17 protein-coding genes are annotated in these 21,304 nt (G+C 71.3%); all 17 read left to right on the plus strand.

The features are described 5' to 3' along the window. Positions 1–211: 211 nt before the first annotated feature. The 17 genes from J8I34_RS06185 to J8I34_RS34680 all read left to right on the plus strand — a co-directional run bounded on the left by J8I34_RS06185 (position 212) and on the right by J8I34_RS34680 (position 21,303). Positions 212–1,063: an EamA family transporter gene (locus J8I34_RS06185; RefSeq protein ID WP_209774828.1), complete on the plus strand. Its 852-nt coding sequence runs from the start codon at positions 212–214 to the stop codon at positions 1,061–1,063. Between the two features lie 228 nt (positions 1,064–1,291). Continuing rightward, positions 1,292–1,573 (plus strand): hypothetical protein, encoded by a 282-nt coding sequence (locus J8I34_RS06190; RefSeq protein WP_051320295.1) that lies wholly within the window; start codon positions 1,292–1,294, stop codon positions 1,571–1,573. A gap of 3 nt (positions 1,574–1,576) precedes the next feature. Further along, positions 1,577–2,215 (plus strand): Pvc16 family protein, encoded by a 639-nt coding sequence (locus J8I34_RS06195; protein WP_051320294.1) that lies wholly within the window; start codon positions 1,577–1,579, stop codon positions 2,213–2,215. Then, positions 2,215–3,393, plus strand: coding sequence for a hypothetical protein (locus J8I34_RS06200; protein ID WP_209774825.1), 1,179 nt, complete (start codon positions 2,215–2,217; stop codon positions 3,391–3,393). Before J8I34_RS06195 ends, J8I34_RS06200 begins: the two co-directional genes overlap by 1 nt. 54 nt (positions 3,394–3,447) lie before the next feature. Continuing rightward, positions 3,448–7,248 (plus strand): phage tail sheath C-terminal domain-containing protein, encoded by a 3,801-nt coding sequence (locus J8I34_RS06205; RefSeq protein WP_209805625.1) that lies wholly within the window; start codon positions 3,448–3,450, stop codon positions 7,246–7,248. A gap of 22 nt (positions 7,249–7,270) precedes the next feature. Continuing rightward, positions 7,271–7,729: a phage tail protein gene (locus tag J8I34_RS06210; RefSeq protein WP_029044858.1), complete on the plus strand. Its 459-nt coding sequence runs from the start codon at positions 7,271–7,273 to the stop codon at positions 7,727–7,729. A 27-nt stretch (positions 7,730–7,756) separates the two neighbouring features. Continuing rightward, entirely contained in the window at positions 7,757–9,829 is a 2,073-nt protein-coding gene (locus J8I34_RS06215) for a phage tail sheath C-terminal domain-containing protein (protein WP_209774821.1), read from the plus strand. After that, a complete protein-coding gene (locus J8I34_RS06220; RefSeq protein WP_209774818.1) occupies positions 9,826–10,380 on the plus strand; it encodes a phage tail protein in 555 nt (184 codons plus the stop codon). The genes J8I34_RS06215 and J8I34_RS06220 overlap by 4 nt, the downstream gene beginning before the upstream one ends. Then, complete coding sequence (locus J8I34_RS06225) at positions 10,377–10,610, plus strand: hypothetical protein (RefSeq protein ID WP_029044855.1); 234 nt, start codon at positions 10,377–10,379, stop codon at positions 10,608–10,610. Before J8I34_RS06220 ends, J8I34_RS06225 begins: the two co-directional genes overlap by 4 nt. A gap of 12 nt (positions 10,611–10,622) precedes the next feature. Beyond that, complete coding sequence (locus J8I34_RS06230) at positions 10,623–11,327, plus strand: CIS tube protein (protein WP_029044854.1); 705 nt, start codon at positions 10,623–10,625, stop codon at positions 11,325–11,327. A 25-nt stretch (positions 11,328–11,352) separates the two neighbouring features. Then, positions 11,353–12,597, plus strand: a complete 1,245-nt coding sequence (locus tag J8I34_RS06235) for a phage late control D family protein (RefSeq protein ID WP_209774816.1) — start codon at positions 11,353–11,355, stop codon at positions 12,595–12,597. After that, positions 12,594–13,106 carry a phage baseplate assembly protein V gene (locus J8I34_RS06240; RefSeq protein WP_209774813.1) on the plus strand — a complete coding sequence of 171 codons (513 nt, stop codon included), beginning with the start codon at positions 12,594–12,596 and terminating at the stop codon, positions 13,104–13,106. The genes J8I34_RS06235 and J8I34_RS06240 overlap by 4 nt, the downstream gene beginning before the upstream one ends. Before the next feature lie 55 nt (positions 13,107–13,161). Continuing rightward, positions 13,162–13,926 (plus strand): hypothetical protein, encoded by a 765-nt coding sequence (locus tag J8I34_RS06245; RefSeq protein WP_029044852.1) that lies wholly within the window; start codon positions 13,162–13,164, stop codon positions 13,924–13,926. A 1-nt stretch (position 13,927) separates the two neighbouring features. Beyond that, positions 13,928–14,326, plus strand: a complete 399-nt coding sequence (locus J8I34_RS06250) for a GPW/gp25 family protein (protein WP_029044851.1) — start codon at positions 13,928–13,930, stop codon at positions 14,324–14,326. 10 nt (positions 14,327–14,336) lie between these two features. After that, positions 14,337–16,331, plus strand: coding sequence for a putative baseplate assembly protein (locus J8I34_RS06255; protein ID WP_209805626.1), 1,995 nt, complete (start codon positions 14,337–14,339; stop codon positions 16,329–16,331). Then, positions 16,328–18,736, plus strand: a complete 2,409-nt coding sequence (locus J8I34_RS06260) for a hypothetical protein (RefSeq protein ID WP_209805627.1) — start codon at positions 16,328–16,330, stop codon at positions 18,734–18,736. Before J8I34_RS06255 ends, J8I34_RS06260 begins: the two co-directional genes overlap by 4 nt. A 62-nt stretch (positions 18,737–18,798) precedes the next feature. Then, entirely contained in the window at positions 18,799–21,303 is a 2,505-nt protein-coding gene (locus J8I34_RS34680; RefSeq protein WP_245175793.1) for a hypothetical protein, read from the plus strand. Position 21,304 lies beyond the last annotated feature (1 nt).

Consider the following 21,304-nt stretch of genomic DNA (forward strand, 5'->3'; position numbering starts at 1 on the left):
TGCGGGAGAGGGGTGGGGGTGAGGGCCGGCATTTGCAGGAACCATGGCGAACGCATTGCGACGCGCGCAGTCCAGGCCGTCGCACCGCACATGTCTTCGCCACTCCCACCGCCCGCCCTCACCCCCGGCCCCTCTCCCGCGCGCGGGAGAGGGGAGCAAACAAGCGGGCTCGCTAAAGGGCTCGCCAAACGCGTCGAACATCTTCTCCCCCATGCCCCTGCCCCCAGACTTCCACGGCCTCGCCTTCGCCGCCGTGATGCTGTCCGCGCTGATGCACGCGTCCTGGAACGCCATCGTCAAGATCGGCGGTGACCGCCTGTCGTCAATGGCGCTGATCGACACCTTCTGCCTGCTGGTGGCGATCCCCTTCCTGTTTTTCGTACCCCTGCCCGCCACGCAGGTATGGCCGTTCCTGCTGGCCACCGTCGCACTGGAGGTCGGCTACAAGCTGTCGCTGGTAGCCGCCTACAACCGCGGCGACTTCAGCCAGGCCTACCCGCTGATGCGCGGGTCCGCGCCGATGATGGTGGCGGTCCTGCTGTTGCTGACCGGCAGCGAGCGGCTCGGCCCCGGCGGCTATGCCGGCATCGCCCTGATCTGTTGCGGCCTGGTCAGCCTGGTGCGCTGGCGGCGGCAGTCGCCTGACCTGCTTGGCTTTGCGCTGCTGGCCGGCGCTTGCCTGGCGGCTGGCACGGTGATCGACGGCACGGCGGTCAAGCGCTACGGCGAAGTCTTCACCTACATCGTCTGGCTGCAAGCGATGTCGCACGTATTCATGCCCGGCTATGCCTTCAGCCGCCGCGGCACGGCGCTGCTGACACTGCTGCGCACCGAATGGAAGCGCGCGTGGATCGGCAGCATCAACCGCGTCGGGTCGTATGGGCTGATGCTGTGGGCGATGACGCTGGCGCCGGTGGCCAAGCTGGCGGCGCTGCGCGAGTCCAGCGTGATCTTCGCCGCGCTGCTCGGCCACTTCCTGCTGCGCGAGCCGTTCGACCGGCGCCGCCTGGCCGCCACCGCGCTGGTGCTGGCGGGCATCCTGACGCTGCAGCTCGCGCGCTAGGCGCCTCCCCGGGGCAACGCTGCCGCACCCGGGACCGGCACACCCCATCCCGCGCCAACGCGCAAGTCCCTGATTTTCCCCGCCTTCCGGTGCCGGCAGCGGGGCCATCGCGCCCCACCCCTTCCCCTGCTCCCGGGCGCGCTGCCGCCTGCCACAAGGCCTGGCCGCCCTGGCCCGGATGTTGCGCAACAGTGCGGGAACCCAGCCCTATCCGCGACGGCTCCCGATATGGTCGATACCTCGGTCTCAGGCCTTGACCCCCGCGCAGCCGCCGTGGCGATGCAGGTCACCGGGTATGTACGCCGCTACCCGAAGGCAGCCGACACCTGCATCGGCATCGCCCGCTGGTGGCTGCCGGCCGGGTCACAGGCCGATCCCGCGGTGGTATTGCGGGCCCTGGAGGCGCTGGTGCGGGACGGCGTGCTGCAGGCCAGGCGCCTGCCGTCAGGTGAATGCCTGTACAGCGCCGCCGGCCCGGACCATGACAGCGAGCAGCGGAACGAGAACTGAGCGATGAAGACAGCGATACGCGATGCCTGCCAGAGCCTGCGCCGCCATATCGAGCAGGCTCTGCGCGACGACCCGGACCTGTCGCCGTACTTCGACCCGGCCGACCCGATGCCGGATGCGATCGGCACCATGATCGTCTCGCTGGACACGCCCCAGGAACTGGAAGAGCGCGACCGCGAGGGCCTGTCGCTGTGGCTCTACCTGGTCCAGCGCGAGGAATTCACGCTCAACCGCCCGCCGCGCCGCAGCGCCGCCGACCGCATCGAACGCCGCCCGCTGCCGCTGCGCCTGCATTTCCTGGTCACGCCGCAGGTCGCCGACGAGCGCGAGGACGCGACCGACCTGGAGCACCTGATCCTCGGCAAGATCCTGCAGCTGTTCCACGACGACCCCAGCCTCAGCGGCGCGCGCCTGGCCGGCACGCTGGCGGGCTCCGGGCTGGAGTTCTTCCTGCGGCTGGAGCCGCTCTCGCTGGAAGAAATCACGCGGGTCTGGGACGCGCTCGACAAGCCCTACCAGCTGTGCGTGTCGTTCGAGATGAGCATCGTGCCGATCGCGTCGGGCCACGATCCGGAGCAGGTCACGCCAGTGGACTCGGTGCTGTCCGAGCATGGCATCGCCAGCCTGCGGGAGCCGGCGTGATGGACTGCCGTCCGGAACACGCCGGCGCCGCCACCTGGCACCTGTGCCCGGACCCGCTGCAGGCCCCGGGCGTGCGCCTGCGCGCGCTGGTGCAGGCGCGGCTGGTGGACGAGATCACGTTGCGGCCCATCGTCGCTGACGTCGTCGAGACCCCCGACCTGCGTTTGGCCCTGCACGTAGCTCCGCGCATCGGGCGCGACGGGGTGGCCGGGCTGGCCGGCCGGCCCGCGAGCCTGTTCCCCGGGCTTGCGCTGGCCGCCGCGGCCGTGCCGATGCATGTGGCCGCGCGCGGCTACCTGCCGCTCGACCTCGACGGCATGCTCGGCCCGTTTGCCGGCTTTCCCGGGGATTTCACCGCGCTGGACCACGGCGACGTGTTCCTGCACCGCGCGGGCGTGGCGCTCAAGGGCCGCGTCGTGCAGCGCGGCACGCCGCAGAACCTGCCGCTGGCCGGTGCCACGGTCGAGATCGATGGCCTCTGGCCGACCTTCCCGCCGCCCAACGTGATGCCGGCCGCGGTGATGGTGCCGGCCGACGTGGTAGCGCTGGCGCCCGGCTTCTATCGCGGCCATGCCACGGCCACGCTGTCGCGCTGCGACGTGGTCGACGACCTGCCGCAGGCCAAGCGCCTGCTGTTGCCGGCGGCGCCGGGCACGCGCCGGCTGCGGCTGGACAACCGCGACACACTGGCCGCCGGCATGCCGCTGCGGATCGACGCCGACGATGGCGCGCGCGCCGAAGTGATCGGCATCCAGTCCGTCGATACCAGCCTGTCCGCCGACCAGCCGGCGTGGATCGAGCTCGACCACCCGCTCAGGCACCTGCACCGGCGGCAGGCGCTGGTGGTGCCGGCCAGCATCCCCGCCACGCATGACCCGCGCAACCTGTCGCGCGCGGCGCAAGCCGGCGACGCCTGCGCCTTCCTCGCCGCTGCCGCGCCGTGGGCCGCGCTGTCGCTGGTGCAGGTGGACGACGGCGTCAACCCACCCGAATACCAGCGCATCGACCACTACGCCACGACCGCCGATGCCGACGGCTATTTCCGCCTGCCGCGGATCGCGCGGCTGGCCCTGTTCCGGCTGCGCGCCACCCACCCCGCGCCGCCGCAACCGCTGCTGCTGACCATCGAGCCCGACTACGGGCTGGCCGAACAGGTGCTGGCGGTGGCGTTCGAATGACGCGAATGAACGCCGCACTCTCGCTCCGTCCCGCAACCGCATAGGGGAACCAATATGCCCGAATATCTCGCACCCGGTGTCTATGTCGAGGAAATCCAGGCGAGCAACAAGCCGATCGAGGGGGTCAGCACCAGCACCACCGGACTGGTCGGCGTGACCGAGCGCGGCCCGCTGGACGTGCCGCAGCTGGTCACCAGCTTTGGCGAGTTCCAGCGGCTATTCGGCGGCATGCTGCCGCCGGACGCGTTCACCGGGCCGGGCGGGCGGGTCCACAGCTACCTGCCGCATGCGGTCGAGGGCTTCTTCCTCAACGGCGGCAAGCGCGCCTGGGTCACGCGCGTGCTGCCCGAGCAGGCGGAGCGCGCGCGGCGCGACATGTTCCACCTCGACCTCGCCAATGCAGCCATGGGCGGCAGCGTGCTGCTGCGCCCGGCGCTGCAGGACACCGGCACGGCCATCAACCTGCCGCGGCTGTATGTGCTCGATCCCGGCAACTTCGGCGTCGGCGACTGGGTGCGCGTGGGCGACGGCAGCCGCGCCGACTACCGCCAGGTGCAGGCACTGGGCGCCGCGCCAAGCCATACCTCGCTGACGCTGCCGCTCTATTTCTCGCATGCGGCCGGCGCGCCGGCGCGCGATGTCGCCGTCACCGTGGCCGCCACGCTCAGCCCCTTCACGCTGCGCGACAACACAAGCGCCGGCGCCACCGAACTGGTGCTCAGCGGCACCGCGGCGCTGATCACCAACCTGCTGCCGCTGACGCACCAGCTGCTGCAGGTCGACGGCGCCGAGTATGTGTTTGCCGCCGCGGTGGTCGGGCTAAGCGCCACCGAGGCGCGCGTGCTGCTGGAAACGCCGCTGCGGCTGCCGCATGCGCGCGGCGCGCAGGTCGACGGCCTCGACATCCCGGCCGGCGCCAATGTGAACCTGGAGGTGGCGGCCAGCGCCGGCGACCTGCTGCTGTTCGGGCCAAGTTTCAGTACCGCGGGCAACCTGGTGGTTGTCGGCGTCGGCAGCGCGCAGGAAGAGGTGCAGCGCGTCGGCACGCTGGCGCAGCTGCCGCTGGACGTGCCCGCCTATGCCGCCTACCCCGCCGGCACCGTCGGCCAGCTGGTCACGCTGGCCGACGACGCGCGCACGGTCACGGACCTGCCGACAAATACGGTGGTGCCGCTCGATACCGTGGCGGGCATGAGCGCCGGCATGACCTTCACCTTCGGCGCCAACAACCAGGTGGTGGCGGCGGTCAACCCGGCCCTCGGCCTGGTGCGTCTGGCCGCGCCGCTGCCGGGCCCCGCGCTGGCTGCCGGCGACGCAATACAGGTGGGCGCGGTGGCGGCCAACGTGGTGGCCTATCCGACCGGCCGCGTGGTCCCGCTCGACAGCGTCAACGGCGTCGAGACCGGGATGACCTTCGACAATGCCGGCGACACCGCGCTGGTTGCCACCGTGCTGCCCGACCTGCGCGCGGTAGTGCTGGCCACCGCGCTGGCGGCCGCCCCCGCCCCCGGCACCGCGGTCACGGTCGGCGGCAATGCCAATACGGCACAGGCCCTGCTGCGCGCCGACGTGATCCCGCTGGACGATGTCGACGGCCTGGCGCCCGGCATGTCCATCACCATCGGCGCCGACACCGCCACCATCAGCGCGGTCAACACCACGGTGGGCGCGGTCGCGCTGCAGGCGCCGCTGCCCGCGGCCCCGGCGGCGGGCAGCACCGCCAGCTTCGCGCTGCGCCACACCACCCAGGCCACTGGCGCGGGCGCCGCAACGCTGGCACTGGACAACCGACTCGGCCTCGATGCCGGCGACGTGCTGCGCGTCGGCGTGGCCCCGGACGAGGAATACGCGACCATCGCGCGCGTGCTGGGCGAGCGCGGCGTCTCGCCCGACGCCGGCGTGGTCCAGCTCGCGCATCCGCTGAGCGCGGGCCATGCCAGCGGCGTCGAGGTCGCGCGCCAGGACGTGGCGATCGACACCACGCGCCAGCCGGCCACGCTGGTGCTGTCGCCCGCGGCCGGCAGCGAGCATCTGCTGGTCGGCGACGGCACCACCTATGGCGCGGTGCTGCCGGAAGTGGTCCGTTTCACCACCGCGGACGGCATCGCCTATTTCCACCGCCTCGACGGCGCGGCGGCCAATGCCAACCCGCTGGAGATCGAACTGGACGACCGCCTCGATTTCAGCCACGCCGCGGGCGCGGTGGTGGCCGAGCGCAACCGGCTCTTCGCGGTGCAGGCGCTGGATGCCGGCGGCTGGGGCGACCGCCTGATGATCGCCGCCGCCGACGAAGCCAGCAGCCTGGCGGCCAATGCCAATGTGCTGGCTGCCAACCCGCCACCGGGGCCGGGCATGTTCTCGTCGCTGCAGCTGGCCACGCTGACCGGCATCGAGCCCGGCACCATCCTGGAGCTGCTCGAGCCCGATGGCACGCCGGTGGCCGGCGCCCCGCTGCTGAAGGCACGCGCGGTCGACCGCGCCAGCCGGCTGGTGCTGCTGGACCCGCCGGGGCTGCAGGCGGTGCACATGAACGCGGTCAACAATGCGCTGATGGCCGGCCTCAATGCGCGCGTGCGCTCGCGCGAGTGGAGCCTGACGGTGTTGCTGCGCCAGCGCCCCGACCCCGCCGTGCCCACGCGCAACGACCACCTGCTGGACCAGGAGAGCTTCCGCCAGCTGTCGATGGACCCGCGCCACAGCCGCTATTTCGAGCGCGTGATCGGCGCCACCTTCACGCCGGGGTCGCCCGCCGACGACGCAGGCAACCCGTTGCGGCGCTGGGACCGGCGCTCGGAGGGTGCATCGCACTACATCCGCGTGCTCGACCTGGAGCCGGTGATGGCCAACCGCACCGCGATCCGGCTCGGGCCCGAGGCCTTGCTCGACGTGCTGCCTTCCGGCCTGGTGCGTCCGGCGCGCCTGCCGCTGTCCGGCGGCAGCGATGCCGTGTCGCTGATGGGCGACGCGATGTACGCCGGAACCGACAGCAACGAGCCCGACCAGCGCACCGGCCTGCACGCGCTGAAGAACCCGCAGAACATCTCGCTGGTGGCGATTCCCGGCCAGACCACGGCGGCGCTGCAGCAGGCTCTGATCGACCAGTGCGAGGCGATGCGCTACCGCTTCGCCGTGCTCGACGGCCCGCCGCCCGACAACGACACGCTGGCCGACGTGCAGGACCTGCGCAGCCGCTACGACTCGCGCTATGCGGCGGTCTACCATCCGTGGCTGACCATTCCCGACCCGTTCCCGCAAAGCCTGGCCAACCTGCGGCAGGTGCCGATCCCCCCGTCGGGCCACATGCTCGGCATCTATGCCCGCGTGGACAACGAGCGCGGGGTGCACAAGGCGCCGGCCAATGAAGTGGTGCGCGGCATCGCCGGGCTGACGCGCTACTTCAGCAAGGGCGAGCAGGACATCCTCAACCCGTACCCGACCAACATCAACGTGGTGCGCGATTTCCGGCCCAACAACCGCGGCCTGCGCGTGTGGGGCGCGCGCTGCATCACCTCCGAGAGCGAATTCAAGTACCTGAACGTGCGCCGCCTGCTGATCTTCCTGGAAGACTCGATCGACCGCGGCATGCAGTGGGTGGTGTTCGAGCCTAACGCCGAGGAACTGTGGGCGCGCGTGCGGCGCAGCATCACCAACTTCCTGACCACGGTGTGGCGCAACGGCGCGCTGGAAGGGACCACGCCCGAGCAGGGCTTCTTCGTCAAGTGCGACCGCACCACCATGACCCGCGACGACATCGACAACGGGCGCCTGATCGTGGTGATCGGGGTGGCGCCGGTCAAGCCGGCCGAGTACGTGATCATCCGCATCGGCCTGTGGACGGCCGACGCGGAACAATGAACGAACGCTGAGGAGCGAGGCCATGGCTGCCACCGACATCCGCATCGATCCCTTCCCGGTCTTCAACTTCCGCGTCGAGCTGGACGGGCTGGTCGTGGCCTCGTTCAGCGAGGTCAGCGGCCTGACCGCCGACGGCGACGCGATCGACTACCGCGAAGGCAAGGACCCCACCAACAACGTGCGCAAGCTGCAGGGCCTGCGCAAGTACACGCCGCTGATGTTCAAGCGCGGCTATGTGCAGGACGACACGCTGTGGCAGTGGTACCGCCGCATCGCCGACGGCGCCAACGAGCGCCGCAACGGCAGCGTGATCCTGATGAACGAGGCGCACCGCGATGTGCTGGGGTGGAACTTCGTCAACGCCTGGATCAACAAGATCGAAGGCCCGAGCCTGACCGCCACCGGCAACCAGGTGGCCGTGGAAAGCATGGAGCTGCACCACGAAGGCCTGACCATCGAGATCATCAGCACCGCGCCCTGAGCACGGACCCACGAGCCGGAGACCGCCATGCGCCATGGCATGCCCGCAGTCAGCATCGAACGGACCGACGCCGCCGGCGCCGCGCCGGTGGTGCTGCGCACCGACATCGCCGCGTTCATCGGGCTGGCCGAGCGCGGCCCGCTCGACACGCCGGTGGCGGTGGAGTCGTGGCGGCAGTTCCAGGCGCATTTCGGGCGGCCCTTCGGCAGCGGCTACCTGGCGTGGGCGGTGCGCGGCTTCTTCGACAACGGCGGCATGCGCTGCTGGGTGGTGCGCGTGGCGGCGCGCCAGTTTGGCGAGGGCGACAACGATGGCGACCAAGCGCCCGGTGGCGGCGCACGCAGCGCCGGCGTGCTGCTGCCGGACACCGCGGGCGTGCCGCGCTGGCGCCTGTCCGCCACCTCGCCGGGCAGCTGGGGCAATGAACTGGCCGTCGCGTGGCGCCGCGAGCGGCCGCTGACACAGCGCGCCTTGTCGGCCGACGCCACCGGCGCCCGGCTGGCGGCCGTGGCCGGCTTTGCGGCGGGCGAGCTGGTGCGGCTGGCGCAGCCGGCGGCGAGCGCGCATCGCGTGCTGGCGCATGTCGACGCGGCGGCCGGCAGGCTTGACTGGGTCCATCCCGATCCGCGCCAGCGCGGCGCCGACCAACTCGCCTGGAGTGCGCTGGACCCCGCCCAGCCGCTCACGGTGGAACGCGTCGCCTACACGCTCGACGTCTGGCGGCGCGACGCCTTTGCCGCGCAATACCGCGACCTGCACCCGTCGCCGCAACACCCGCGTCACTTCGGCACCGTGCTGGCGCCCGCCTACCGCAGCGGGGCCGAGCGGCTGCGCCTGCCACTGGTGAACCCCGGCGCCCTGCCCGCGCCGCCCGGACTGGTCGAGATCACTGACCTGGCCCCCGCGCTGCCGCCGCTGCCCCTGGCTGCAGCGTCCGGCCAGCGGCTGCCGCTCGCACATGGCGCCGACGGCCTGGCCGCGCTCAGCGCCAGCGACTTCCTCGGCGAGCCGTACGCAGCGCGCGAGAGCGACTTCGCCCGCCTGCGCAAGGCGCGCGGCCTGCAGGCGCTGGCGGAGATCGACGAGATCTCGCTGGTCGCCGCGCCCGACATCCTGATCCGGCCGCAGCCGGACCCCGACTACGAGCCGCTGCCGCCTGACACCGGCGATCCTTGCCGACCCTGTCCGCCGCCAGCGCCGCCGCGCCGCGTCCACCAGCCGCGCGCCATCGCCGAGCTGCCGCCAGCCTTTGTCGAAGCCGACATCCTGCGCGTGCAGACCGCGCTGATCGCCGACTGCGAGGCGCGCGGCGACCGCTTTGCCGTGCTGTCCGCGCCGTTTGAGCGCGCCACCGGCCGCAGCCGCGGCATCCGCGCGCTGACGGAGTGGCGCCGCATGCTGGTCGGGCAGCAGCCGGCGCGCGCCGCCGCGCTGTATGCGCCATGGCTGGCGGTGGCCGAAAACGATGGTGCCGCGCCGCCGGTCGCCGGCAGCGTCGCCGGCGTCAGGGTCGTGCCCGCCTGCGGCCACGTTGCCGGCGCCATCGCCAATACCGACCTGACACTGGGCGTGATGCGCGCGCCGGCCAACGTGCCGGTGCAGGGCGTGGTCGACGTGCGCAGCGCGGTCAGCGATGCCCAGCACGGCGAGCTCAACGATGCCGGCATCGACGTGCTGCGCGCCGAGTTCGGCCGCGTGCCGATGCTGCTGGGCGCGCGCACCGTCAGCGACGAACCCGAATGGCGCTACGTCAGCACCGTGCGCATGCTGATCGCGCTCAGGCGCGCGTGCGACATCGCGCTGCGCTGGGCCGTGTTCGAGCCCAACGACGCGCCCACGCGCGCCGCCGTGGCCACCACGCTGATCGCCATCCTGACGCTGTTCTGGCAGCGCGGCGCCTTTGCCGGCGCCACCGCGGCGGAATCGTTCTTCGTGCGCTGCGACGAGGACACGACCGGCGCCGACGCGCGCGAGCACGGCCAGCTGATCGCGCTGGTCGGCATCGCGCCGGTGGCGCCGGCCGAGTTCATCGTGCTGCGCGTGGGCAGGCAGGACAACCTGCCGGTGTTCTCGCTGTTCGAACGCAAGGAGTTCGCATGAGCCTAGCCACTCGCCGCGACCCGCTGCTCGGCTTCAACTTCCTGGTCACGCTGTACGACTCGACCGCCTCCACCGGCTCGGCCGTGACGCGCATCGCGCTGTCGCCGCTGATGCCGGCGCCGGTGGCCGGCTTCAGCGAATGCAGCGGGCTGGAGATGACGATGGAGACCGACGACTACATGGAAGGCGGCCTCAACGGTACCGTGCTCAAGTTCCCCAAGCGCATCCGCAATACCGAGATCGTGCTGCGCCACGGCGTGACCAGGAGCACCGAGCTGTTCGACTGGTTCTACGCCTTCACGGCGGGTGCCGGCAAGCGCAAGGACGGGCTGATCACGCTGTGCGACGCGCGCCACAAGCCGCACACCGTCTGGGGCTTCCGCCGTGGCCTGCCGACCAAGTACAGCGGGCCGCAGCTCAATGCCCAGCAAAGCGCGGTGGCGGTCGAAGCCGTCACCATCACCCACGAAGGCCTCTACCAGCTGGGCGGCGCGGCCGCGCTGGCCGGCGCCATCGGCGAGGCCGCCGAAGCCATCGGGAGCCTGTTTTGAGCGACGTCATCATCGAAAGCGTGGTCAGCCGCGTGCGCATCGTCGACGGCGCCGGCGGCTTGTCCGAGCAGACCGTGCGCAGCATCGTCGCGGCGATCCTGCCAGCGGTGCAGCAGATGCTGGCCCACCAGCGCCAGGTGGCCAGCGAGACCTCGACCCGCAACGGCTACCTGGACTGGATGGAAGGCGAAACTGGGTCTGGCGGGTCCGGCGCATCCACCGGTGACTGACGGAGCCACGCAATGACAATTCCGGCCAAGGGCAAGTTCAAGGTGCAGGTCGGGCCCAAGCCCGCCAACACCATCACCTACCCGGTGCAGTTCAACCCGACCGAGTTGCAATTTGACAAGCAGGTGCAGCTGGCCGAGATCGGCATTCCGGGGCTGGACGCGCCGCTGCAGCAGTTCGTGCGCGGCAATGCCGAAAAGCTGACGCTGGAGCTGTTCTGCGACAGCACCGACAAGGGCATGGGCATCGGCGCGGAGTCCGTGACCAGGGAGACCGACAAGTACTACCAGTTGGTCAAGCTGATTCCCGCGCTGCATGCGCCCCCCATCGTCACCTTTATCTGGAACGACCAGTTCCCGGGCAACGAGCTTGGCAAGGCCTGGGGCGGCAGCCAGCGGCGCACCAGCTTTACCGGCGTGGCCGAAAGCGTGCGCAGCCGCTTCACGCTGTTCAGCCCGGAAGGCATCCCGCTGCGTGCCACCGTCAACCTGGTGCTGCGCGAGTGGCGGCCGATCGAGCAGCAGCTCGGCAAGCAGAACCCAAGCTCGCCCGACCGCAGCCACGCCCACGTGCTGCAGCGGGGCGAAACGCTCAGCGCGGTGGCCGGCGACTACTACGAGCGCGCCGGCGAGTGGCGCGCCATTGCCGACGAGAACGGCATCGAGGACCCGCGCCGGCTGGCGGCGGGATTGCGGCTGACGGTGCCGTCGATCCGCTAGCGCCGCCCGTGGACGCCGACAGATCATGGACGCCGACGAATACCTGACCCTCGCGCGCGAATCGGCCCGCACCGGCATCGCGGGCTTCCGCGTGCCGCGCTTCGAGCTGAGCATCGACGGCGTGCGGCCGGAGAACAGCGTGCTGCGCGACATCGTCGACATCACCTACCGCGACAACATCGACCAGATCGACGGCTTCGAGCTGACCGTGGGCAACTGGGATCCGGCGCGGCGCCGCTACAAGTACATCGGTTCGGACGACAGCAAGAGCGCGGCCGACGCCACCATGCATGAGCTGGAGACACTGTTCGAGCCCTGCTCCAAGGTGGTCCGCATCCGGATGGGCTATGCCAGCGAAATGGTGGAGATGCTGACCGGCAACTTCACCACCATGGAGCCGACCTTTTCCACCGGCGGGCCGCACACGCTGGCGGTGCGCGGCCTGAACCGGCTGCACCGGCTGCGCCGCAAGCGCTACGACGGCAACTGGCACGACACCACTGACAGCGCCATCGCGAGGAGCTTCGAGGGCCTGACCGATCCGGACTGGCGCAACAGCGGCCAGGACGCGCGGCGCATCCCGATGCCGATCCGCACCGATCCCGAGCAGGAGCCGCAGCTGGTCTTTGTCGGGCAGAAGAACGAGTACGACATCGACTTCCTGTGGCGGCGCGCGCGCATCCGCGGCTACGTGGTGACGGTCGAGCAGGATCCCGCCGACGGCAGCGACCGGCTCTACTTCGGCCCGTCCACCAAAGGCGGCCCGACCCCATACCGGCTCGACTGGGGCGCGGGGCTGATGGACCTGAAGGCCACGCTGACCACCGCGAACCAGGTCAAGAAGGTGACCGTGCGCGGCTGGGACCGCGCCGGCCAGCGCGCCATCGAGGAAACCGCGGACCTGGAAGACCCGCGCTTCCTGCGGCGCAACCCGCGCCTGCTGGAGATCGTCAAGCAGTGCGACCCGCGCGAGGAGCGCGTGGTGACGCGCCCGGTCTCGACCCGCAATGAAGCCCGGCAGCTGGCGCTGGACATCCTGACGGGCCACGCCCAGGAGCTGGTCAAGATCCAGGCCAGCGTGGTCGGCCTGCCGCGGCTGCGGGCGGGCTCGCACGTCAGCATCCAGGGCATCGGCGCGCGGCTGTCGGGCGAGTACTTCGTCACCGAAACCACGCACACGATCAACGCCAGCGGCTATGTCACCAAGTTCACGGCGCGCCGGGAAGACCCGGACACCGGCCAGCAACTCGCCCCCGGAGGCACCCCATGAACCGCAGCGAACGCAGTGCAGGCATCGTCATCGGTAAGGTGATCGCCGTGCGCGACCCGGAGCGCCTGGGCCGCATCCAGGTCAACTACCCGTGGCTGTCCGGCCCCGAACAGCGCTGGGTGCCGGTGGCCGCGCCGATGGCCGGCGGCGACCGGGGCGCGTTCTTCATGCCGGAGGTGGATGACGAAGTGATCCTCGCCTTCGACCAGGGCATGTGGGACCACCCGTACGTGATCGGCTTCCTGTGGAACCCGCGGCAGCGCCCGCCGTCGCCCGACGAGCGCCAGCGCATGATCCGCTCGCGCAACGGGCACGCGCTGCGCATGGTCGATTCGACTCCCGCCGCCGGCAACAAGGGCGCGCTGATCATCGAGGACGCGCATGGCAATACCGTGGTGATGACCAACACGCACATCAGCATCAACACGCGCGGCGCGCTGGCGCTCAACGCGGTCGGCAGCGTGACCATCAACGACCGGCTGGTGCGGCCCACCGGCGGGCCGATCTGAAGCGCGGCACATTCACATCCGGCACATCCGGCACACACGACACCGCGAGGCAAGCATGGACGTCCCGATCGAGGTACCGCTGCCTGATTCCCTGCAGAAGGCACTGCAGAAGCCGATCTGCATCCCGCTGCCCAAGCCTGGCAGCGCGCAGATCCAGTTGCCCACCGGCGGCACGCTCAAGGGCATCGTCGACATCACCAAGGGCATTCCGGACGACTGCTCGCTGAACTTCTCGCTGGTGCTGCAGCTGGCGCCGGTGATGGCGAGCATCGAGTGCCTGGTGAAGGTGCTCAAGCTGATCAAGCCGCTGATCGACGTGGTCAAGGCGCTGGGTCCCCCCGACCCGCCCACGCTGATCAAGGTGGTGCCGGAATTCCTGCAGGCGGCCGAGGCCGTGCTGCCCTGCCTGGCGGTGCCGACCCCGGCGGTGATGATTCCCTTCGTGCGCGACATCCTGTTGCTGATCATCAAGCTGCTCAAGTGCATCGTCGGCCAGCTCAAGAGCATCCTGGCGGTGATGGGCGGGCTGGCGCTGCAGATCTCGTCGGCGCAGGCCGAGGGCAACAGCGAGCTGATGGCGGCGCTGGAATGCGCACAGGCCAACGCCAATGCCTCGGCCCAGCACATGATGTCGGCGATCGACCCGGTGCTGGTGCTGCTGGCGCTGGCCGAGCCCTTCATGGGCATTGCCGGCGTGGACCCGATCAAGACGCCCGCCATCGGCTCGGCCGAGGACATCGAGAGCCTGCAGAACGTGGTCACCACCCTCGACGAACTGACCAAGGCGCTGCAGCTGGTCGCCGACGCGCTGGGAGGCTGACATGAAACCCGACTTCCTCGGCACCGGCCTGGCCTTCCCGCTCTCGGTCACGCCGCGCGGCAGGCTGGCGCTGGCGCGCGCCGGGCAGCGCATCGAAGAATCGATCTACCTGATCCTCGGCACCCGGCTGGGCGAGCGCGTGATGCTGCCCGCGTTCGGCTGCGCCATCCACGACCTGCTGTTCGCGCCCAACGACCCCACCACGCGCACCGAGGCGGTCGACGCCGTGCGCGAGGCGCTGGCGCTGTGGGAAGCGCGCATCGACGTACTGGCCGTGACGGCCGACTTCGACCCCGCGCAGCCGAGCCTGCTGCTGATCCGCATCGACTACCGCATCCGCGCCAACAACGCGCTGGCCAACCTGGTGTACCCGTTCTACATCAACGAATCCTACGTCTAGGGCCAGCATCATGCCGCTCAGGAACGAATACCCGGTGATCGACGACAGGCGCTACGCCGACCTGGTGGCGGAGGCGCGCGCGCGCATCCCGCGCTACACCCCGGAATGGGACGACGTCAACGACAACGAGCCCGGCATGGCGGTGGTGCAGCTGATGGCGTGGATGAGCGACCTGCTGATCGCGCGGCTTGGGCGCGTGCCCAAGCTGAACTACCTGAAGTTCCTGGAGCTGCTCGGCATCGAGCTGCTGCCGGCGCGGCCGGCCCGCGCGGAGCTGAGCTTCCCGGTGCAGGCGACCTACGCCGAGCCAACGCTGATCGTGCCGCTGCACACGCAGGTTGCGGCCGAAGTGCCGGGCGAAGAGCGGCCCGTGGTGTTCGAGACCGAAAAGGCACTGATCGCGCTCAGCGCCCGGCTCGACGCGGTGCAGGTCGACCTTGGCCTGCAGACCACCGATGTCAGCGCCGCCAATGCGGAGGTGCAGGCCGGCTTCCTCGCCTTCGGGCCGGCGGTGCGGGTGGGCAATGCGCTGATGCTGGGGTTCGACTCCCCGCTGGACTTCCCCGGCGTGCCGATCGACCTGGCGGTATGGATCGCCCGCCGCGACGCGCGCGCGCCCTTCTATGTCGACAGCCCGCTGGCCACCGCGCCGCCCGCGACGCTGGCGTGGGAATACTGGAACGGCAAGGACTGGTACCCGCTCGACACGCTGCGCGACGACACCGCCGCCCTGACCCGCAGCGGCCATGTGCTGCTCGGCGCCGCGCCCCGCAACGGCCCGCAGCGCGCGGTGCTGGGCAAGGTGGCCGCGCCGCGCTACTGGCTGCGCGCGCGGCTGGCCGGCGGTGCCTACCAGCGTCCGCCGCGGCTGCTGGCGGTGCGCACCAACACGGTCCCGGCGATCGCCGCGCAGTCGGTCGATGCGGAGATCGTCGGGCGCAGCACCGGCATGCCCGACCAGGTGTTCCAGCTCGCCCAGCATCCGGTGCTGGCCGGCAGCCTGGCGCTGGAGGTCGACGAAGGCGACGGTCTGCAACCGTGGCAGGAGGTAGCGGACTTCCTCGCCTCCGGGCCGGACGATGCGCACTACGTGCTCAACCGCACCACCGGAGAAATCCGCTTCCACGGCATCGGCGGCCGCATCCCGGTGGCCAACCCGAACCGGCCCGCCAATATCGTCGCGCGGCGCTACCGCGTGGGCGGCGGCGCGCACGGCGATGTCGGCGCCGGGCTGATCTCCACGCTGCGCGGCAGCCTGCCTGGCATCGACACCGAGGGCGTGGGCAACCTGTTCCCCGCCTTCGGCGGCGCCGATGAAGAGACGCTGGAAGCCGCACGCGATCGGGCCGCGGCCACGCTCAAGAGCCACGAGCGCGCCGTCACGCGCGACGACTTCGAGCTGCATGCGCGCCAGGTCGGCGGCGTGGCGCGCGCGCGGGCGCTGCCGCTGTTCCATCCGGCCTTCCCCAATGTCGAGGTGCCGGGCGTGGTCAGCGTGGTGGTCGTGCCCGAGGCCAGCGACCCGCAACGGCCGCTGGACGACCCCGCGCCGCAGCCTACCGAAGGCCTGCTGCGCGAGGTCTGCGCGCAGCTCGACCAGCGCCGTCTCGCCACCACCGAACTCTACGTGCTGGCGCCGACCTATCGGCTGCTCAGGCTCTCCGCCACGCTCACCGTGGCCGGCGATGCCGACCTGGCCGCGGTCAAGCAGGCCGCGCTGCTGGCGCTGCGGCGCTACTTCCATGCGCTGGTCGGCGGCGAAGACAGCAAGCCGGACGCCGACGGCAGCGGCTGGCCGTTCGGCGGCGACATCAACTATTCGCGCGTGGTGCACCGGCTGCTGCTGCCCGGCGTGGTCAGCGTCGACGACCTGCTGTTCCGGCTCGACGACACCGACTACCCGGCCTGCGCCAACGTCCCGGTCGGCGGCGGCGCGCTGCTGCGGCTGGCCGACGACGCGCTGGCGCTGAGCGTCCGCTACGAGACCAGCGAGGTGGATGCATGAACCAGCCCTGCACCCTGCCCGCCAGTGCGCCCGAGGCCGGGCCCGCCTCGCATGCGGCCTACCTGCCGCCGGTGCCGCGCCCGCCGCACGATCCCTACACGCTCGTGCTCAACGGCCGGCTCGGCTGGCGCGCGCTGCCGGAAACGCTACCGGGGACGCCGCCGGCCGCCATCGGCCCGCTCGGCGAATGCGGCGCGCTGACGCTGCTGCCGCTGCCCGGCTCCGGGCGCACGCTGGCGGAAGCCAGCGGCAGCTTCGGCGGGCTGATGCTGCCGCGGCACCTGGCACTGGCTACGCTCGGCCCTTGCCAGCAGGCGTTGCTGCTGTTCGATGCCAGGGGCCGCCGCCTGCTTCGCTTCGACCCCTGCGCCTGCGCGTTCACCGACGCCTTCTGCCTGCGCCCGCAGGATCCGCGGCTGCCCGCGGGCCCGGCCACGCTGGCCGCGAGCTGCGGGCGTCTCTACCTGGCCGATCCCGCGGCACGCCGCGTGGTGGTGCTCAACGCCGCCACCGGCGCCGCGCGCGGCGTGTGGCGCGCGCCGCTGGCAACGCCGCCGTGCAACGCCGGCAGCCGGCTTGACGACTGGCAGCCCGCGGCGCTGGCGGTGGCGCCCAATGGCGACCTCTGGGTCGGCGACCGCATGCACGGCGCGCTGCTGCGCTTCGCCGCGTCCGGCTGCGTGCTGGAGCGCCACGACGGCTTTGGCGCCATCGCCGCGCTGGCCGCCACCTGCGACGGCAGGCTGCTGGTCGCCACGGATGGCGCCGAAGCGGTGGTGTTCTACGAACCGGCCACGCGCAGGCGGCTCGATCCGCCGCTGCGCCCGGCCGACCTCGCCGGCGCCTTCGCGCCGCTGCCGCTGACGGTGCATGCCGATGGCTCAGTCGACTTGTCCGCGCTGTGCAGCCCGCCGTGCGCCGCGCCGTGCGTGTTCGACCTGTCCGGCACGCTGCTGGATGCGCCGCCCGACGATCCTTCCGATGCCTGGCCCGCAACCGGCACGTGGCACTCGCAGGCGCTCGACAGCGGCATCTCGGACTGCGTGTGGGACCGCATCGTCCTCGGCGCCAGCCTGCCCGCGCATACCCGGCTCGCCATCGACGTGCTCACCGCCGAAACCGAACTGCAACCGGCCGACCTGCTGGAAGGCGGAGACTGGCAACCGGCGCTGGCGCTGCATTCCGAGCCGGACGGCAGCACCGCCTTCGATGGCATCGACTACATGCTGCGGGCCCGCCCGGGGCGCTTCCTGTGGCTGCGCCTGCGGCTGGACGGCAACGGCACGGCGACGCCGTCGCTCGCCTGCCTGGCGCTCGACTTCCCGCGCATCGGCTGGCGCCGCTACCTGCCGGCAATCTTCGGCGCCGAGCCGGTCAGCGCGGAGTTCACGGATCGCTGGCTGGCGCTGTTCGACCGCCAGTTCCGCGACATCGAAAGCCAGATCGACGGGCAGGCGCGCCTGTTCGACCCGCTCTCGGCCCCTGCCGGCGGACGCCAGGACTTCCTTGGCTTCCTGGCCGGCTGGCTCGGGCTGGGCAGCGGCCTGTCGGCGCTGCCGGTGGCGCGGCAACGCGCGTTCATCCGGCACGCGGCGCGCGCGTTTGCCTGGCGCGGCACGCCGCGCGGGCTGACGCACACGCTCTACCTCTTTCTCGGCCTGCAGCGCTGGTGCGGCTGGTGTGGCTACAGCGGCGCCGGCGCGGCGCCCTGCGTGCCGTGCGCCACCGACATTCCCGAACGCTTCCGCTGGCGCCCGCCGCGCCTGCTGCTGGAGCACTACATCCTGCGGCGCTGGCTGTTCCTCGGTTTTGGCCGGCTGTCAGACAACGCCAGGCTCTGGGGCGAACGCATCGTCAACCGCAGCCGGCTGGGCGCGGGCGCGCCGCCCATCGCCACGCCGGGCTGCGCGCTGCCGGCCCTTGCCGGCAGCGAAGGCGGCGATGACTGCGAGCCCTGCGTCGGCCGCGCCCATGCCGGCCGCCACGGCGCCGCCAGGCCGGACAAAAGCGCGGACGAAAGCGCGCGCCTCGGCGTGACGCAGCTCAAGACCGCGCAGGACCCGTGGCGCGATCCCTTCCATGTCTATGCGCACAAGCTGTCGGTATTCGTACCCGCGGCCTGCGTGCGCGAACCGGCGCTGGCACGCGCGCTGGCGCAGCTGCTCAAGGCCGACGTGCCGGCGCACGTGCAGGCCACGCTGGTACCGGTGGCGCCGCGCTTCCGTATCGGCGTGCAGGCCATGCTGGGGCTCGATGCCGTGATCGGCTACCGGGCCGCGCCGGTCACGCTGGATGCGATGAAGCTGGGGCGCGCCACCGTGCTGGGCGGTGCCGACCGCGACGGTGGCGCGCGCGCCTTGCGCGTCGGCACGCGGCGCGTGGGCATGGACACCACCATGCAGTAGCGGCCGCCGTAGTAGCCACGACAGCGGACCAACGACGAGAGGTCTCAACCATGGGCAACGCAATGCATACCCCGACTGGCTGCTGCGACGCACCCTGCCCGGGCTGCGAGGTGCAGACCCCGCTGCGCAACCATTACTTCTTCGGCAAGCTGATGGACGTGCCGGACTTCGATGTCGAGCAGGCCTACGTGGTGGAGAAGTTCCGGCGCCACCACGCGCGGCTGCACGGCACCGGCGTGATCTGCGGGCTGGAGGTGGTGGCACACCCGAACCCCGCCTGCCGGGACCGCTACGTGGTGGTCAGGCCGGGCGCGGCGCTCGACTGCTGCGGCAACGAAATCCTGGTAATCGACGAGGAAACGCTGGACATCACCTGCTTCCCGGCCGTGCGGGCGCTGATCGAGCAGCCCGACGGCGCGGACCACCTGTTGCTGCTGTGCCTGCGCTACCGCGAGTGCCCCACCGAGGAAGTCCCGGTGCTGTACGACGAATGCGGTTGCGATGACACCCGCTGCGCGCCCAACCGCATCCTGGAAAGCTATGAATTCGACGTGCTGGTCGATCCGGACCTGCCGGCGGTGCCCCCCGCGCAGCCCCAGCCGCCCACGCTGACGTGGCAGGCCAGCGTCACGCTGGACGGTGCGCGCGCGGTGGCGCTGCACGAGGCCAGCCAGCGTGCCTACCTGGCCGCGGACCTGGCTGGCGGGGGCGGCACGGTGCAGCAGCTGTGGCTATCGAACCAGGCCTATATCGCCACGCACAACTTTGCCACCGCGGTCTTCGGCATCGCCGCAAACGGCGACGGCACGCGTCTGGTGGCACTGGTGGCCGGCGCCACCGCGGCCGACCCGGCGCGGCTGGCGCTGCTCGATACCGCATCCGCCGGCGCCTTCGCCGGTGCCGAGGACGCGACGCTCGACCTGGCGGGCACGGCCGGCGCCACGCAGGCCTGGGTGATGGCGATCGGCGCGAACCGCGTTGCGGCGCTGGTGGTCAGCGGCGGCGACAGCCTGCTGTTTACCGTCGATGTTGCGCCGGGCACGCTGACGGCCGTGCTCGACGCCACGCTGAGCGGCTTTGCCGCGACCGCATGGGCGCTCGGCAGCGACGGCAAGACGCTGTATCTGGCGCAGGCCAACGGCGCCATGCAGTCGGTCGACCTGACGGCGGCAGCGCTGGCGCCGTCCGCGCTCGGCCTGTCCGGCACCAACGTCAGTGCGCTGGCCACGGTCAAGACCGATGCCCTCGACCTGCTCGCCTGGACCGACCAGGCCGGCCAGCGCATCGCCCTGTCCAAGCCGGACGGCACGCTGCTGCACCAGGATCCGCTGCCCGCGCCGCCCGTGGCGCTGGCCGCCGAACCGGCAGGCCGCTTCGGCTACGTGCTGATGCAGCCCGCCACCGGCAACAGCCGCATCGTCGCGGTGGACCTGCGCCGCATGCAGCAGGGCCAGCCGGCGCTGCTGTCCAACGCGCTGGAGATCGGCCCGGGCGGCGACGCGCTGGCGCTCGCCGGCGAGCGGCTGTGGGCGGTCTATGACGACGGCGCCGCGATCGCCGCCATCGAGGCCACCCATTGCGAAGATTCCCTCGATCCGCATCCCTGCCCGGCCTGCCCCGCGCCGGACTGCGTAACGCTGGCCACGATCGCCCAATACCGCCCGTCGCGCAAGCTCGAAGACCCGGCCGTGCCGCCCAGCGACCCGCTCGCCGACGCGGCGGCCAACATCGCCCGGCTCGACATGCTTACCTGGCGCGCGACCGTGCCCAGCGTGGCCGACCTGGCACTGGCGGTGCGCTGCATGCTGGAGCACTGCTGCGGCGGCACCAGCGCCAAGGGCGAGCAGGGCGATCCCGGGCTGCCCGGACAACAGGGTGAGAAGGGTGAGAAAGGCGAGAAGGGAGACAAGGGAGACAAGGGAGATAAGGGTGACAAAGGCGACCAGGGCGAGCCAGGCAAGCCTGGCGACGGCCTGGACTGGGCCCTGCCCCACATCTGCGACATCAACTGGAAGCATGCCGAGCACATCCCCTTCGACGCCATCGCCAAGGGACTGGTGGTGGCATTCGACACGCCGGTGATGGCCGCCGACCTGCATGCCGACGCCATCCACCTGCAGGTGCAGCACGATGAACGCCTGATCGAGCTGCCGCTGCGCTGCTGGTGCGACCTGCCGCTGTCGCGCGAAGACCTGGAGCCCGGCCGGCTGGAACGCGACTGCGATGCGCAGACCCAGTTCGACCCGGGCATCGACGCCAACGGCATGGCCACCGCGGTGCGCATCGGCCAGCAGATCCTGCCGAAGCTGGTCGAGACCATGCAGGGCAAGCCGGCCAGACTGCGGCTGCTGGTCAACGGCGACTTCATCCGCGGGTTGCACCACGACACCGGGCAGCTGCGCGCGCTCGATGCCGACCACATCCCCAAGCTGGTCCCGCCGTCGCCGCCCAATCCGCCGCAGCCCGGCAATGTGCCGGAGTGGCTGCAGCCGCAAGACGAGCGCGTCAGCGGCGATGGCATCGAGGGCGGCACCTTCGAAAGCTGGTTCACCGTAGAACGAGGATAGG

It is taken from the genome of Cupriavidus phytohabitans, from assembly GCF_017815025.1.
In the GTDB taxonomy this organism is placed as follows: domain Bacteria; phylum Pseudomonadota; class Gammaproteobacteria; order Burkholderiales; family Burkholderiaceae; genus Cupriavidus.